Genomic DNA, 16,036 nt, shown 5'->3' on the forward strand with positions numbered 1-16,036 from the left:
CTTTGTCCTTTATATGTTTATTTCCGTCTTCCATCATTTTCCTGCAAATACTTTTCGCTTCTTTCCTATTTTGTTTTTCCAATAGTGGAAATAGGGTAATGAAAGCCTGCAAACGGATTGAAAAGCCCTTATCATAGAGAAGATGATACAATTCTTATGTTATCTCTTTTTCTATCATTGGTGGTGTTTTTCTAATGATTGTCCTAGTGTTGTTTCCGCTTAGTCCTGGTACTTCTCTATTAAATCTTCTATCTTATTGCTTTCACGAAATCTTGTTACTATTTCGAGATGATCTGTTCTGTCACTTTTTAAAAAGTTAACTAATTCTATATTTAAAATGTCCAGTGATTTGTTTTCATACACTGCCAAGAAATTAAAGATTAAATGCATAGGTTTATTTTCAAACCCTTTTAAGTCATTATTCTCTATGACATATATTTCAAATTCTTTGAAAAAGTCAAATAACGATCCGTTTTTACTTCCTGCAATAAAGCCGTTGATGTATTTAAAATAATCATTACTATTTTCAATAAAAAACAGACTTCTTCGCTTAATGATGTATAAAATAAATTCCAGGTTCTCCATATTTCATGTATTAATATGTAAATAAAATATTCAAAATTAAATAGTTTTTTCATTTTTTATAATTCCTTCACCTGTTTATCAATGGAGATACCTTTATCACAAAATTTTTTTCAGAACTTTCAGATAAAAATACTGGGCTTTTGAAGCTTCTCGCTGTGATTTCTATAATAGAATCCTGTAAAACCTTGGTTTCTTTGATGCCGTAATAATTAAAATTAATATATCCCTCCCGAACCTTGAAACGACTACGGTATTGATTCAAATACTTTGAATATTCCTTGATATAATCATTCATCTTTATATCATGGCAATATCCTGATAATGAAAAATTCAGAATAAAATCCCCTTCATTGAATCTCATTTGAAAAGCATGACAATCTTTGGAAATAGCCTTTTCTGTTAAAATATAATTTTCCGGATAGTCTATTTCCTTGTCTTTCTTTCGGCACGATAATAAAAGCAGAAAGCACAGTATTAATATTTTATACATTGAATTTAGTTTAATAATTGCTTCAAAAACGCAATTTCCTTTCGCTGGTGCGAGCTTCCAGCTCGTGTCCTTCGCATAATAATTATAAATTTACATCTCTTTCCAATACCTCCTGATAATCAATTGTTGGCTGTGTGAGTTTTTTTTATTTTTCAATACTAATTCTGATTCCGATCTATATCACTGGAACAGATGTATCCTTACGACCTAAACCCCAAATCAGGATCATTATTGATATGATAATAATTGCCCAGGAAAGACGTCTTATTTCTTTCTTTTTCTCTTTACAAAATAGCTCGAAGGAGAGCTTCTCATCATTAAAAAAGATATAAAGAACAACCGCTGATACCATATCAATTGTATATCCGGCAAATATATCTATCAAATTCATTTTATTTTTATTTATTAAACTAATTTTTTCATCATTCTCTACTTTTCAAAGCTAATATTTTCAACGATTCTTTTCTACCTGATCATCCTTTACATCTTCCCAACAGGACACACATAATGTAATATCATGATCTGACAACAGCTTCATCTCAGCGGGAGAAAACTCCATATTGCATTGTCCTATGTACACTTTATAAAGCCATACTGAGACAGATCCGCCAGTAATTCCTATTTTTTCCAATTCACTGCGTTTATGCTCAATAAGGGATATAAAATAAGGGATTGCCTTGGTAAATACTTCATCATTCTCCTTAATAGAAAGTTCCCAGGCATAGTCGGTTTTGCTAGGCTCAATTCCCAAAACACTGGTAATCTGAGGGAAAAACTGTTTAGAAGCTTCTATTTTTAATATATATTCTGTCATTTGTTATTATAAATGATTAATATCCGATCTAAAAAGGCCGTTACTTTCATAAATCTGTCTTTAAAACAATCTATCGAATGCCATGACATTCCGGCTGTATGGACAACCAAAGCAGTATTTTCCTGTAACAAAAGATAGGAGACGGTCATCACCTTCTCAGAATATTCGGCATCTTCCAATTCAAAATCTTCCTCGATAATACAACTTATCTCTCTTTTTACCTCTTCAATAGTACGATTCTTCACTTTCTCATAATAAGAATATACTTTTAATGAGTTTTCATCTGGAAAATTCAGGAATATGTATTTCCCAAAATGTTTCTTTAAGTCACTTTTCAGATGTTCAGATTTTTTGAAATCATGATCATTTACAATATATACTTTACCTTTTTCCAGATGCATATTGGTTATTTAATAAGTTCTAAAAATGTTAATAATAAAATGCAATTCCCCACGTAATAAGAATCCAGGAGAAGAATTCTATTCTTTTTTTATCCATACTTTGAAATTCTTAATGATATAGCCGGCCATTACATATAAAACGGTCAGGATTACAGCAAGGGCAATGATTACTGCCCACCAGTAAGGAAGTATCCAAAAAATAAAATACTTTATCGCATTGATGCAATAGCTGAAAACATTATCTGATGTATAAACTTGATGAAAAGCACTATCTGTAACCCCTAAAGCACATGACAGCACACATAGCACTATTATATTTAAAATAAAGACTTTTATATTTATACTATTCTTTTTCATTATTCAGTTGTTTTTTCTTTCCAACTACTTAATAACCTTTTGTTCTTTTTAAAATTACAGTTATTTACAATATATTTTCAGAAAAATGATGGCAACCCTATCCATTATTAATGATTTTGAAAACACAAAAGCTACACTGCATATAATCCAGATAATTTTAAAGTTTTTCATTATTAGTTTTTTACCAATGAATATTTCAAGGGTTTACAGTTTGATACCCCTTTATTCTGAAAACAGAATGTAACCAGTCATACTTCAAAAAAACGGCAAGGCTTTTATCTTTACCAGTTATCCTGATTTCACTTTCCTGAAAAAAATAGAAAGGAATTCCGTTGACAACTCTCATTTCCGCATTATCAATATCCATTTTCAGCAGTTGATCTCTCAGATCACTTCCTATATTTTCAATACCAAATCCTGTAAAATTTTTGTTGGTTTGAAATTCCAGATGTTCAATATTCTGCATATTGATATTCTTTAAATCATCATTAAGATTCAAATTCACCCATTGCTTCATAAGAAATGAAACAATAAGCACAGAAAAAAGAAGTTTGGTATTAGCTTTCATTGGCATGATCATTATTTCAAGAGTTATCAATGTTCCGTTTTTTTGCTCCCCCAATGATCTTCAGATTGGCCAGTCAGTACATAGATAAGTAAATTATTTATTTTTAGCTTAAAGTTGGAATTAGCTGTACTTCTGATAAAATGTTACAGTGGGACCATAATCATCAGATCCGTCATTGAAATCAACAATAAAATTATTTGAAGGAAACAGACATTGCAGATACATCTTCCATGACAATACTATCTGCTTTCCTATTTCCAGGAAAACTTCATCAGAAATATTTTCAGCATGTCCAAAAAGTTCATAAACATGAACATGGTTAATTATCTTTTCTACTTCTATAATATTACCCTTCAGCTGGTGAAACCAAGTATTGTAGGCTTCTTCTGAAATTCTTTCGCTAAGGAAAAAACCTTCTTTAAACCTGCTAATATCTGGGAAAAAGATGTATTTCCCCATCAGATAGACGTTTTCCGGATTTATATTACTGCTGATATAATCAAAAATGTTCGTTTCTCCTCCTATCTGTAATTGCCAATCTTTTAATACTTTAAGCTCCATCATTTGCTTTATTTTATGTTTTATTGTGAATATATAGTTTCTTTACTCTACTTTATAAAGTTACCGCGTTATTTCTTTATGATTGTATACAGCCAGAATACAACACACACTCCCAATAATCCCAGATAAAACCAAAGCATCCAGACATAGTAATAAAAGAAGAATAAGGGAAGATCAATATCTGTAATGAATTTGTCTGCAAGAGCTACTGTTATTATAGAAGTAATCCAAAATAGAAATGAGAGAGCAACTCCTATCTTATACCACTTCATTCCTTTTTTATATAAGAAATAGGAAATAATATAAGGGGCCAGAAGCAGAATAAGTATGATAATGTACATGATAAAGACAGGTTATAAGTTTAAGTATTTAAGCTAAAAAAGAAAACTGCTAATCTCCCTCTTCATTCTGAAAAAAATTGGAAAACTCATCATCAAGAGCATTATTTTGCGCCAGACTTTCTGACCAACAGGGAGCATGTACAATATACCTTCTCACTTCCCAAAAACTGTACTGACCTCTCAATCTTCTGCTTATCAAAAAGTGAGATTCTCCCTGGGATAACCCTTCTTTTTTTAAATTTTCTATAAGCTGATCAAGGGATGTTTCTGTAGTGTATACCTTATCGAAAACAGAGTCAAAATATTCATCGTTTCTTTCCATCTTTGTGTTTTATTTATTTTTGTTCTTATACTTTATCTTGAAAAGTTCAGGATCAAAATCGTATAATTATTCTCCAAATATCCTCATAATAAAATATGGCATCAGATAACAGATGAGTTGTATAGAAATAATATCATTCCTTCTGTTGTAATCACTCCCGCCACAGCGAATACAAGATACGTAGTATTGATTCATCACACAATACTATTTTTCATATCATTAACTTTATTTTTTAAGCAAAAAAGGACAAACGATCCTATTAATAAAGACTTTATAAAAAATTTTTGTCAGGTTGTCTTTTTATTTATTTATATCAATTCCAAATAAACGAAATTATTTTTTCTCATTATCATAAATTATTAATAATTTAGCGGTATAATTAAAACGAATGGGCATACTCCTTAAACCAATTGATATTGTAGATGATATTTCACAAGAAGATTTCCGTGAAAAATATTTAAAGCCTCGTAAACCAGTGGTCATCAAAAACATGGCTAAAAATTGGCCTGCATATCAAAAATGGACCATGGAGTATATGAAAGAAGTAGTTGGTGATGTTATTGTTCCTTTATATGACAGTGCTAAAGCTGATCCTGCTGCACCTATCAATACACCTACTACCAAAATGCCTTTTGGAGAATACGTGGATTTGATTCAACGGGAACCTACAGATCTGAGAATTTTCTTTTTTGATCCTATCAAATTTGCGCCTAAATTATTAGATGATTATATCCCGCCTAAGACTCTGATGGGTGGATTTTTGGATAAATATCCAAGTATGTTCTTTGGAGGTAAAGGTTCTGTGACTTTCCTTCATTATGATATTGATATGCCTCATATCTTCCACACCCATTTCAACGGAAGAAAGCATGTTCTTCTCTTCGAATACAAATGGAAAACCCGTTTATATAAACTTCCTTATGCAACATATGCGCTGGAAGACTATGACATTTCCAACCCTGATTTTGAAAAATTCCCGGCTCTGGATGGTATTGAAGGAATAGAATGTTTTCTTGAGCATGGAGATACCCTGTTCATGCCTACCGGCTGGTGGCACTGGATGAAATATCTGGATGGTTCTTTCTCTCTATCTCTTCGTGCATGGGATAAAAGCTGGGCTGTAAAAGCTCATTCTCTATGGAATTTGGCTGTTCAGCGTAATTTTGACAACTTCATGAAAGGCAGGTATAAAAAAAGATACATGGACTGGAAAGAAAGAAAATCAGTTGAAAGAGCCAATATAGCACTTAAGAAGGGACTTCCGAAATAAATTACATCTTACTTCACTGATTTTATGCGATATGCAATTTAAAAAATGATTAAATTGCATAGTGAACCCGTTCCCATAATACCTGTGTATGTTCGAAAAATTGATTGACAGTTTTGAGAAACTGTGTCTTCAGATTATTATTGAAATATTGCTGGTTCCGGTAACCATTTTCAAATTGTTTCAGGATACCCGCCGATGTTATGATTTTTCTGTTCATGAGATGGAAAAAGAGGAAACCGAACGTTTCCGCGATTATCTGTCTCCCATCAAACTTTCCGTGTATACTTCTGTAATCGTTTCGGTACTTTTAATGGACTACAGCGGGGAGCAGAATTTTCTTTCCAAGATCAAAGGATTAAGCATGGTTGAAAAAGCTTTGTTCATCTTTCTGATGAATAATTTTACAGCTGTCATCTTCAGTGTAATCCTGTTATGGTATAAAAAGGAAAAGGTAAATACCGTGACTTTCCGTACTTTACTTTTTTCTTTTATCTATACTACCGTTTATACCTCTACTCCATTTTTTATTCTCATTCTTTCCGCTATGTTCATTGGACATACCGTAAATATACAGTCTTATATGGATCATCTGGACAAGTTGAAAGATTCAGGAAATTATGCATCCGGAGATTATGTATTTTTCATGGTCTTCTTTGTATTTATTATTATGGCTATTATCGGGCTGATCAAATTATTCAAAGCGCTGCATTATATTCTGAAGGAAAACTTTAGTTATCACCCTTATGTTGTAGCATTCTTCACGCTGCTGTTTTTTATTATACAGATTTATTATGCCGGAGGCTTTGTTTAATCAATATTCCTGTATTAAAAAGAGATAAAAAATGGACTAAAGATCCAAATTACGAAATAAGGACAGAACGTTTGGTAACATTTACACAACCTGGAAATTACAGGGTAAATGTAACCTATAGTCAGGACGGCTGTAATATTACGGAGGATTTTACGATTTCTTCTATTGCCTTACCTGCAGATAATACCACATCTTCATCCATGAGTGCAGCAAAACAGGCTTCAGGAGATATACAGGTAAAGTTTAAAGGTTCACTTGCCCAAACGTATATCTTCACCTATACCATTAATAACGGTCCGGATCAGATGATTACTTCTACACCTAGCGGAGAAGCGATTGTACTACACTCTAAAGGACAGGTAGGAACAATGGTTTACCGTCTCAAAAGCATTCGTTTTGTTAATGAGGAAGCATGCCCGGTTGCAATTAATAATAAAGAAATTATTGTAAACATCAATCCGGATTGCCCTACACCAGGTGTTGTGATGCTGATGGATAGTATTCTCAGAGGCTGTACTTCCGATATGGGAGCAAGACGTCTGTCCGAATTAAATCCGGTAACAGTATCCAATCCGCCTTCTGATACAAGGGTAACAAGACTTGTTTCAGGAACTGGAATCGTAATAAAAGAAGGAAATGAGGTATTTATGATCCGAAATAGCAATGCTTTACCGAAAACCCTTACTCTCCCAGCCAATAAAACTCATATTCAGGGAGCAATCATCTACCATCATGATCACTTCTATGAAGGAGTAGAAAACGGGAAATGGATCAGAGTAGATAATGATTAAGACTTATTAGAAATTCATTCAAACCAACTAATAACCATGAGCCGCATTGAAGTAATTTCAATGCGGTTTTTTATTGATTAATCCCCTTACTTTTTCATCCCATCAAAAAAATCCCGCATCATTCTTGCACTCTCACCAGGACCTCTCAAATGAACAATTTCCCCATGTTCATCGGTTGTAATATGCCCTTTAAAAGCATCCGGCATTCTGTCATATTGCTCGTTCACCTGTGCCAACAGTTCTTTGAATGAAACATAATTGTATTGTTCCACCAGAAAAGGCAATGCATTCTTTCCCTTCAATAATTCGTATTCCTGATAATTATAAGGAGTCGTTTTTTCAGTTTTGGCCAGTGAAATTTTAAGTTTATCAACCAGTTTTATGATGTCTTTTTCTTCCGCAAACTGTGCCAGCCCACGTAGGGCATAAACCTTCATATCACGATACCTTTCTTTTTTACAGGCTATTTCAAAAAAAGAATGAAGTTCAGGTTCTCGATGATTATACAGTAATTTAAGTATTTTATTCCGGTAAGAAATCTCTTTAGTAGTGGTATAAATCCGCATCAGATGCCCCAGGTCTTTAACCGTGATTGTATTAGGAGTAAGATCAAATAATGCTTTCTTATAATCAGAGTGGCTTTCTTTTGCATTTTCATCAGTTAAAATCTTCGGGAATGAACTCATTTTGTTGATTGATTTTAAGGTTGGTATTTTCTAACTGCAAATTGGGGAAAAAAAATTACAATTCTGTAGTGCTGTGTTTGTTTTAGATTTTGGCTAAAGCCATTGGAATTGGATTATTTTATTTATTGAGCAGGCTAAAGCCCGCTCCTATTGATCCTGATATCCGTGTGGATATACATATGGGGAATTGTTGTTTAATGACAAGATCTTTTATCTTTTATCTTTTATCTTTTATCTTTTATCTTTTATCTTTTATCTTTTATCTTTTATCTTATAAATCTGTCACGTTTTGTTCACTAAGTTTGTCTTAAAAAGAAATATCATGCAGGAAAATTACAACAGGCTTCTTACTTATGCCTATAATATTACCGGTTCTTATGAAGATTCTCAGGATTTGGTACAGGATGTAATCGAAAAATATATTTCTTTAGATAAATCTGAAATTAAAAATGAAACCAATTTTCTGATTAAAAGCACTATTAATCATGCCATCAATTTTAAAAACAGGCACAGTAAAAAAATGGTCTATGGCGAGTGGCTTCCTGAACCTCTTTCTTTTGAAAATGCAGAAAATAAGCTTATTAAAGAGCAAACTACCCGCTATACCCTGCTTGTTCTTTTGGAAAAACTAAATGCAAGGGAACGTGCCGTATACATTCTAAAAGAAGCCTTTGATTATTCTCATCAGGAAATTGCAGAAACCCTTGACATTTCCATTGAAAATTCCCGAAAACTCCTGAGCCGCGCAGGAAAACAATTGCAGAATGTAAAATATACTCCTGATAACATCAGCATATCATCAGGAACTGATATCCTTCAGAAATATCAACTGGCATTGAGTGAAGGCAATGTTCCCGATATCGAAAAGCTGCTCATTGACGAGATAAGGCTGTCTGCAGATGGAGGGAAACGTGTTCGTGTTATCAAAGCTGTGGAAGTTGGTAAATCAGCGACAGCACAACTTTTGGCTTATGTACAACAGCAGTTTCTGGGTAAAAAACCGCATACTTTCCATATGTTTAATCATCAGCCTGCTATTTGTTTCTGGCAGGATGACCGTATTTATAATTGTCACATCCTTGATATTGATTCTGAGGGAATGATCCGTGAGATTTATTCTATTGTAGATCCTGAAAAACTAAAAAGATTGCAATAATCTGTCACGTTTTAGAAATGGAGTGTGTCTTTAAAGAAAAAAGTATGAACACACTTCTAAGAATCGACAGCAGCTTAAGAACAGAGAATTCCTATTCACGAGCATTAGGTAATTATTTTATTCAACAATGGAAACTTAGCAATCCGGATGGAAATATCCTGGAACGGGATGTCAGCCAACAGCTTGTTCCCCATATCACCCAGAAGACTGTTGATGCTTTCTTTAGCGAAAATCCTCATACGGAAAGCATCCATTTATCTGATGAACTGATTGATGAGCTATACCAGTCTGATGAAATCCTAATCACCTGTCCTATGTACAATTATGGAATTCCGTCTTCGTTAAAAGCTTATTTTGATACGGTTATCAGAACAAAGAAAACGTTTACAGGAAATACTTCGCTTGAAGGCTTGCTTGAAAATAAAAAAGCCTACATCATTTCTTCCATGGGAGGCATAGCCCTTGATCCGCATCATCGAAATCCATTGGAAAACCATCTCACCCTGCTTTTAAACCATGTAGGAATCACCAATATCTGCTATTTTCCATTGAATGGTACAGTGATCGATGAGGTCAGAAATACAGAGAAAATAACTTTACAGCAATCCGAAATTTTAAAACAACTCAATTAATTATGGAACAGATTAAACAGACCATCGAACAATTTATTAAAGGTGGTGACAATAGTGACACAACACTTCTGGAAGAAATTCTTCACGAAAATTACCAGAATATTCAGGACGGATTTTTTGATAAACCGGGAATATTTATTATTCCCAAACAGGAATACATCGGCCTGGTAAGTGATAAAATATTTGGTGGAAAACCTCGTCAGATCACCTATCATTCTCTGGAACAGAAAAATAATATTGCGTATGCCCAGGTTTCTTTGGAAAGTCCCACTTTATTATTTTCTTCCCTTATCGCCTGTGTTCAGGAAAACGGAAAATGGCAGGTAATCACCAATATTCCTTCTATAGAAATTAAATAGTTTATAGGCTACGAATGCACGAATAAAAATACAAGAGTAAAAATAATTCGTGGATTCGTGGCTAAACGTTACGATTATTTTTTCAACAAACTGTTTACAAATGTTATCGTTTACCGGTAAAGATAGGAGGTAATTTTGCTTCATAACGATACACTTATGAAACACATTATCCAACAGGTTTTCCTTAATATTTTAGAAAACCCGGTATTTGATTTATCATTCATTGAAAAATATTTCTCAAAAGACTACATTCAGTTTGTAGATCACCATCAGCTCAATTATGAAGAGTTTATTCTGCATATTAAAAAGCTTAAAGAGAAAGTCGCAGAACAAAAGATTGCAATCCTCAACTATGCTGAGAATGGAAATGTCATTTTCACGCATCATCTTGCCAAATCAGTATTAAAAGATGGAAGTATTGTCCTGCATAAAGTATTGGCAGAGTTCACCATTGAGGATAAGAAGATTGTGAAATGTGATGAACTGACTTTACTATTGGAAGGAGATTTTTCATCCAGAAATCTGGGATCTGAAATTTAAAAAAAAGCTTCTATACGCGAGCCATCATTTACGGTTTTCCGTAAATAAATGATAAGATTGCTTGTTAATTTTGATTCACAAAGTAATCTATAAAACAATAATCATGGCTTGGAGCTACAGAAAAAGAATTAAAGTAATACCTGGAGTACATCTTAATTTTAGTAAAAGAGGAATTTCCACCACTATTGGTGTAAAAGGAGCTAGCATTAACTTCAGCAAATCAGGAACAACAGTCAATACTACGGTTCTTGGATTTTCTACCCGTCATAAGCTGTCTGTTTCAGGGCCTAATCCGGTTTCACATTATCCTGGGCTTCCTGAAAACCAACCTTATCCTTTGGAAGAAAATATTTTCAGTGCCGATATCCACGAAATCACGAGTCAAAATATGCAGGGGATTAAAGAAGCAATTATTTTGGCTCAACAACAAAAAAAAGATCTGACATCTGACCTTAAGAAAATTAACCGAGCTCTTTCTATTACAAAAGCTAAGAAAATTCTTAGTTATATATTTCTTTATGGATTGATCAAAAAAGAAATTCCACAAAATTCTGATCATGATATCAAAGCTCAGCAGGAAGCGATTAAGCAAACCAAAGAAATGATTGAAAAATGTTATGTAAATCTCGAAATTGATTTTGACAGCGAAATCAAAAGAAAATTTGAGAAAGTGTATGAATCCTTTTCAAAGCTTACTACATCGCATAAAATTTGGGACATTACGAGTGCTCATTTTCAAGACAGAGTAGCAACGCGTTCTTCAGCTGGTACCATCGTAAGCAGGCGGCAAGTTAATTTTGCCTTAAGAGCCATTCCTTATATCAAATCAGATTATCAGGCATTATACATGAAAAATGCAAATGGAGCTGATATTTACATTTATCCAACATTCATTGTAATGTATAATAATGAAAATAATTTTGCCATTATCGGAGTCAATGAACTGAATCTCTACCAAACCTATACTCGTTTTACAGAAACCGAAGTGGTTCCCAGAGATTCTAAAATCATTGGCCAGACCTGGGCTAAAGTCAATAAGAATGGAACTCGTGACAAAAGATTCAAAAGTAATTATCAAATCCCTGTAGTACGGTATGGAAATATTAGACTCTCTACTCCAACCGGACTTCGGGAAGAGTATGAATTCAGTAATTATGAGTTCACAGAAGAATTTGGCAAAGCATTCAGAGAATTCCAATTAGAATTTAGGCTTTAATACCTTAAAAAGCTGTTTTCATGAACATATGAAAACAGCTTTTTAATTCTCTCCATACTTTAGAACTTTCTGTATTAACAAATCTTAAAACAACTTTAATTTTCTATTCAAATCATTTTCCAAACAGACGTTTAATTTTGCTGTGATTTATATCTAATTAAAAGAAAGTGAAGAAAATTTTTACCTCTGTGTTGTTCTGTGCTTCTCTATTTTTCTATGCACAAACCGGAACTCTTTCCGGAAACATTAACGACGACGCTAAAATCGCCCTACCGGGAGCCAAAATCTCCTTAAATCCGGGAAATATCTATACCACTTCCGATGAACATGGAAATTTTGTATTTCTGAATGTTCCACCTGGAAATTATACCATGAAAGTAGATTATTTGGGCTACGGTATTCACCAATATAATGTTATTGTAGAGTCTGAAAAAAATACAAAACAAAATATTGTTTTCGATAAAAAGGAAACAAGTATTGCTGAAATTGTAGTTTCCGGAGCTACCCTTAAAAACCAGGCAAGAGCCTTAAATAAGCAGAAGAACAACTCCAACATCACGAATGTGATCTCTGCTGACCAGATTGGACGTTTTCCTGATGCCAATATCGGGGATGCCTTAAAACGTGTTCCCGGGATTACCATACAGAACGATCAGGGTGAAGCCAGAAACCTTATCATCAGAGGGCTTGCTCCCAACCTGAACTCTGTAACTTTAAACGGAGACAGGATTCCTTCCGCTGAGGGAGATAACCGTAATGTTCAGATGGACCTTATTCCTTCTGACATGATTTCTACCATTGAAGTGAATAAAACCCTTACTCCGGATATGGATGCTGATGCTATCGGAGGTTCTGTAAACCTTATTACCAGAGCTTCTCCTAATGGACAAAGGATTTCCGCAACATTGGCAGGAGGATACAACCCTATTCGTGAAAAAGGAAATTATACTGCGGGATTAGTATATGGAAACCGTTTCTTCAATAAAAAACTGGGAGCTGTACTCAGCTTTTCGTATAACAATAATAATTTTGGTTCAGACAATATAGAACCGGTATGGAGCCAGGCGAATGACCGGGCGCAAACTGCTTACGTAAGCAAAATGGGAGTTCGCCACTACAATGAACACCGCATCAGACATAGTTTCGATCTTAATATGGATTATGAATTCAATTCTAAGAATAAAATCTATGCTTCTGCGATGTACAATTTCAGAAATGACAAAGAAACCCGTTTTGCCCTTGGATATAAAATAAAACCGGTGTACAATGCCTATGAGTCTGAAATTATAGATTGGAAAGGCAGCATCACAAGACAGAATAAAGGAGGCGATGCCGATAATGACAATACCCGTCTTGAGAAACAAAAAGTTCAGAATTATGCTTTAAGAGGGGAACATTTATTGGGTTCTAAAGTAGATCTTGACTGGTCTATGAATTACGCTATAGCCAGCGAAGATAAACCTCATCAGCGCTATATTGAATTTGAGAACAGCAAAATGAACTTTTCTCCGGACCTTAGCGATCCAAGGAAGCCTATGTTCAATCTTCTTGCTGCTGATAATTTGGGAAGCTACAAACTAAGTGACCTTTCTGATGCCAACAGCTTCACTCAGGAAAAGGAATTTGGAGCCAAAGTAAATGTACGTTTTCCTCTTTCTGTGATTGATGGTCAAAAAGGAAGACTTCGCACCGGTGCCCGCATACGTTTGAAAGAAAAGGAAAGAGAGAATGACTTTTATGCCTTCACTCCTACCTCCAACATGGGAAGCCTTCTGTCTGTACCTACTTTATATCTTGACGGGCAGAATTTTCAACCGGGAAATTATGTTCCGGGAGCATTTGTTGATCCGGCATATTTAGGTGGATTAGACTTATTTAATCCTGCCTTATTCAATGGTAAATCGAAACCTTCAAAATTCCTGTCCAACAATTATAGTGCAAAAGAGCAGATTTATGCGGGATATATCCGTTGGGATCAGGATTTCAATGATCAGCTTTCCATGATTGTTGGGGCTCGTGTAGAAACAACCAAGATTGACTATACAGGAAACTACGTTATGAACGAAAGTGATCTGGTTGGAAAAATCAATAATACCAATACCTATACGAACGTACTTCCGAGCTTATCCTTCAAATATGTTCCGGTTCAGGATCTTGTTCTCCGTGCAGCATTTACCACTGCTCTGGCCCGCCCGAACTATTACTCACTGGTTCCTTATCTTAACGTTATTTCAGAGGATGAGATTGTTTCAGCGGGAAATCCTAACTTAAAGGCAACCTACGCTTACAATTTCGACTTCATGGCAGAGAAATATTTTAAGTCAGTAGGAATTCTTTCCGGAGGTATTTTCTATAAAAACCTGAAAGACTTTATTTATACTTTTTCCCGAAGAAATTATACTACCAATGATTTTGCTACCGATTTTGCAGGACAATCCAATCCCATTCCTGCAGGAGAAAACAACTGGAAATTTACCCAGCAGCGCAACGGAGATAATGTAAGCATCTACGGTTTTGAAGTGGCTTTACAAAGACAACTAGATTTTATTCCGGGAGCATTCTGGAAAGGCATGGGAATCTATGTCAATTACACCTATACCCACTCCAAAGCTAAAGGAATCACCAATGAAGAAGGTATTGAAAGAACAGATGTAGGTTTTCCAGGAGCTGCACCTCATATGTTCAACGGATCGCTTTCCTGGGAAAACAAACGTTTCTCAGCAAGGGTTTCCATGAATTATGCCTCTCATTATATTGATGAGTTGGGTGGAAAGTCCTTTGATGACCGTTATTATGATAAGCAGTTTTTCCTGGATGCCAATGCTTCCTACAAAATTACAAGTCAGCTAAGGTTTTTTGCGGAAGCCAATAATCTTACCAATCAGCCGTTAAGATATTATCAGGGAATCCCAAGCAGAACTGCACAGGCAGAATATTACAGACCACGATTTACCTTAGGTGTGAAATTCGATTTTTAGAAACATGAAAAAGATAACATATTATATAGCAGCACTTGCCATTTTTCCTTTGGTGATAGGCTGTAAAAGCCAGAATCAGTTAGGAGAGAAATTAAAACCAACCGTTATTACAGAAACCGTGGTTCATGACACCGATGATCCGGCCATATGGATCAACCCTGATGATGCATCAAAAAGTATCATCATCGGAACAGATAAAGACACGGATGGCGGGCTCTATGCCTTTGATCTTAATGGTAAAATCATCCACAAAGTCTCAGGACTTAAACGTCCTAATAACGTGGATATTGAATATGGTTTTGTTTTAAATGGAAAAAAGACAGACATAGCAGCAGTTACCGAACGTGAAACCAATAAGGTTAAACTGTATTCTCTTCCTGAATTGAAGGAGGTTGGCGAAATTTCTGTATTCGAAGGAGAAACAGAGCGGGGTCCAATGGGAATATCCATGTATAAAAATCCGGAAACAGGAGATATTTTTGTGATTGCAGGAAGGAAATCCGGACCTAAAGATGGTTATTTATGGCAATATAAGCTTTCGGAAAAAAATGGAAGCATCATCGGGGATGTTGTCCGCAAATTTGGAAAATACAGCGGTTTGAAAGAGATAGAAAGCATTGCTGTGGATGATGAGCTGGGATATATTTATTATTCAGATGAACAGTTTGGAGTTCACCAATATTATGCAGATCCGGCAAAAGGAAATGAAGAACTTCTTGTTTTCGGGCAGGGTGATTTTACATCCGATGTAGAAGGGATCTCCATCTACCCTACTTCCAAAGGAAAAGGATATATTTTGGTATCTGATCAGCAGAATGATTCTTTCAATGTATACCTGAGAGAAAATCCTGCAAAAGGAAGAATAGCAGCCATTCCGGTTTCTACGCTAGAAAGCGATGGTTCTGAAGTTACCCATGTTAATTTAGGGCCAAAATTTCCTAAAGGCGTTTTTGTAGCTATGAGCAATGGCAGGGTATTTCATTTGTATGACTGGAGGCTTATTGATGAAAGAATTCAAGCTGCTTTAAAAGCTCAGAAAAAGTAATTTTCAAACACAAACAACACAATGATTGATAGTTGTGAATATTTGCAGTTACAATAAAAATTTAAACCATTAAGATTTAATAAGAGTTTAAGGATAATTAAAAGTAGCTTTGC

General features: G+C 34.8%; 20 protein-coding genes. 10 read left to right on the forward strand and 10 right to left on the reverse strand.

Annotated elements, in window-relative coordinates:
- Nucleotides 1-219: 219 nt before the first annotated feature.
- The 9 genes from DRF65_RS24105 to DRF65_RS24150 form a co-directional block, all read right to left on the reverse strand.
- Entirely contained in the window at nt 220-585 is a 366-nt protein-coding gene (locus DRF65_RS24105; RefSeq protein ID WP_115973270.1) for a hypothetical protein, read from the reverse strand.
- Between the two features lie 67 nt (nt 586-652).
- Nucleotides 653-1,075, reverse strand: coding sequence for a hypothetical protein (locus tag DRF65_RS24110; protein ID WP_115973271.1), 423 nt, complete (start codon nt 1,073-1,075; stop codon nt 653-655).
- 451 nt (nt 1,076-1,526) lie between these two features.
- Entirely contained in the window at nt 1,527-1,889 is a 363-nt protein-coding gene (locus tag DRF65_RS24120) for a hypothetical protein (RefSeq protein WP_115973273.1), read from the reverse strand.
- Nucleotides 1,886-2,290: a hypothetical protein gene (locus tag DRF65_RS24125; protein WP_115973274.1), complete on the reverse strand. Its 405-nt coding sequence runs from the start codon at nt 2,288-2,290 to the stop codon at nt 1,886-1,888. The genes DRF65_RS24120 and DRF65_RS24125 overlap by 4 nt, the downstream gene beginning before the upstream one ends.
- A 78-nt stretch (nt 2,291-2,368) precedes the next feature.
- Nucleotides 2,369-2,647, reverse strand: a complete 279-nt coding sequence (locus DRF65_RS24130) for a hypothetical protein (RefSeq protein WP_185148487.1) — start codon at nt 2,645-2,647, stop codon at nt 2,369-2,371.
- 196 nt (nt 2,648-2,843) lie between these two features.
- A complete protein-coding gene (locus DRF65_RS24135) occupies nt 2,844-3,221 on the reverse strand; it encodes a hypothetical protein (RefSeq protein ID WP_123947429.1) in 378 nt (125 codons plus the stop codon).
- 114 nt (nt 3,222-3,335) lie between these two features.
- Entirely contained in the window at nt 3,336-3,779 is a 444-nt protein-coding gene (locus DRF65_RS24140) for a hypothetical protein (RefSeq protein WP_115973276.1), read from the reverse strand.
- Between the two features lie 65 nt (nt 3,780-3,844).
- Complete coding sequence (locus DRF65_RS24145) at nt 3,845-4,117, reverse strand: hypothetical protein (RefSeq protein WP_115973277.1); 273 nt, start codon at nt 4,115-4,117, stop codon at nt 3,845-3,847.
- A gap of 49 nt (nt 4,118-4,166) precedes the next feature.
- A complete protein-coding gene (locus DRF65_RS24150; RefSeq protein WP_115973278.1) occupies nt 4,167-4,439 on the reverse strand; it encodes a hypothetical protein in 273 nt (90 codons plus the stop codon).
- 388 nt (nt 4,440-4,827) lie between these two features.
- Here DRF65_RS24150 and DRF65_RS24155 point away from each other — a divergent pair, with 388 nt between their 5' ends.
- From DRF65_RS24155 to DRF65_RS24165, 3 genes are all read left to right on the forward strand, one after another.
- Nucleotides 4,828-5,709: a cupin-like domain-containing protein gene (locus DRF65_RS24155; RefSeq protein ID WP_115973279.1), complete on the forward strand. Its 882-nt coding sequence runs from the start codon at nt 4,828-4,830 to the stop codon at nt 5,707-5,709.
- Between the two features lie 88 nt (nt 5,710-5,797).
- The gene (locus DRF65_RS24160) at nt 5,798-6,520 is read left to right on the forward strand and encodes a hypothetical protein (protein WP_115973280.1); all 723 of its coding nucleotides are present in this window, start codon (nt 5,798-5,800) and stop codon (nt 6,518-6,520) included.
- A gap of 71 nt (nt 6,521-6,591) precedes the next feature.
- The gene (locus tag DRF65_RS24165) at nt 6,592-7,311 is read left to right on the forward strand and encodes a hypothetical protein (RefSeq protein ID WP_115973281.1); all 720 of its coding nucleotides are present in this window, start codon (nt 6,592-6,594) and stop codon (nt 7,309-7,311) included.
- An 86-nt stretch (nt 7,312-7,397) separates the two neighbouring features.
- Here DRF65_RS24165 and DRF65_RS24170 read toward each other — a convergent pair whose 3' ends face one another.
- Nucleotides 7,398-7,997 carry a hypothetical protein gene (locus DRF65_RS24170; RefSeq protein WP_115973282.1) on the reverse strand — a complete coding sequence of 200 codons (600 nt, stop codon included), beginning with the start codon at nt 7,995-7,997 and terminating at the stop codon, nt 7,398-7,400.
- Nucleotides 7,998-8,319: 322 nt separating this feature from the next.
- On the opposite strand from DRF65_RS24170, the gene DRF65_RS24175 reads away from it, so the two are divergent.
- The 7 genes from DRF65_RS24175 (at nt 8,320) to DRF65_RS24205 (ending at nt 15,923) form a co-directional block, all read left to right on the forward strand.
- Nucleotides 8,320-9,153: a sigma-70 family RNA polymerase sigma factor gene (locus DRF65_RS24175; RefSeq protein WP_115973283.1), complete on the forward strand. Its 834-nt coding sequence runs from the start codon at nt 8,320-8,322 to the stop codon at nt 9,151-9,153.
- Between the two features lie 44 nt (nt 9,154-9,197).
- On the forward strand, nt 9,198-9,785 hold the full coding sequence (locus DRF65_RS24180) for an FMN-dependent NADH-azoreductase (protein ID WP_165852309.1): 588 nt from the start codon (nt 9,198-9,200) through the stop codon (nt 9,783-9,785).
- A 2-nt stretch (nt 9,786-9,787) separates the two neighbouring features.
- Complete coding sequence (locus tag DRF65_RS24185) at nt 9,788-10,144, forward strand: nuclear transport factor 2 family protein (protein WP_115973285.1); 357 nt, start codon at nt 9,788-9,790, stop codon at nt 10,142-10,144.
- Between the two features lie 156 nt (nt 10,145-10,300).
- Nucleotides 10,301-10,684 carry a hypothetical protein gene (locus tag DRF65_RS24190; protein ID WP_115973286.1) on the forward strand — a complete coding sequence of 128 codons (384 nt, stop codon included), beginning with the start codon at nt 10,301-10,303 and terminating at the stop codon, nt 10,682-10,684.
- Nucleotides 10,685-10,787: 103 nt separating this feature from the next.
- Nucleotides 10,788-11,900 carry a DUF4236 domain-containing protein gene (locus tag DRF65_RS24195; RefSeq protein ID WP_115973287.1) on the forward strand — a complete coding sequence of 371 codons (1,113 nt, stop codon included), beginning with the start codon at nt 10,788-10,790 and terminating at the stop codon, nt 11,898-11,900.
- A 167-nt stretch (nt 11,901-12,067) separates the two neighbouring features.
- Nucleotides 12,068-14,878: a TonB-dependent receptor gene (locus tag DRF65_RS24200; RefSeq protein WP_115973288.1), complete on the forward strand. Its 2,811-nt coding sequence runs from the start codon at nt 12,068-12,070 to the stop codon at nt 14,876-14,878.
- A 4-nt stretch (nt 14,879-14,882) separates the two neighbouring features.
- Entirely contained in the window at nt 14,883-15,923 is a 1,041-nt protein-coding gene (locus DRF65_RS24205) for a phytase (protein WP_115973289.1), read from the forward strand.
- Nucleotides 15,924-16,036: the final 113 nt, after the last annotated feature.

This window comes from Chryseobacterium pennae, from assembly GCF_003385515.1.
In the GTDB taxonomy this organism is placed as follows: Bacteria; Bacteroidota; Bacteroidia; order Flavobacteriales; family Weeksellaceae; genus Chryseobacterium; species Chryseobacterium pennae.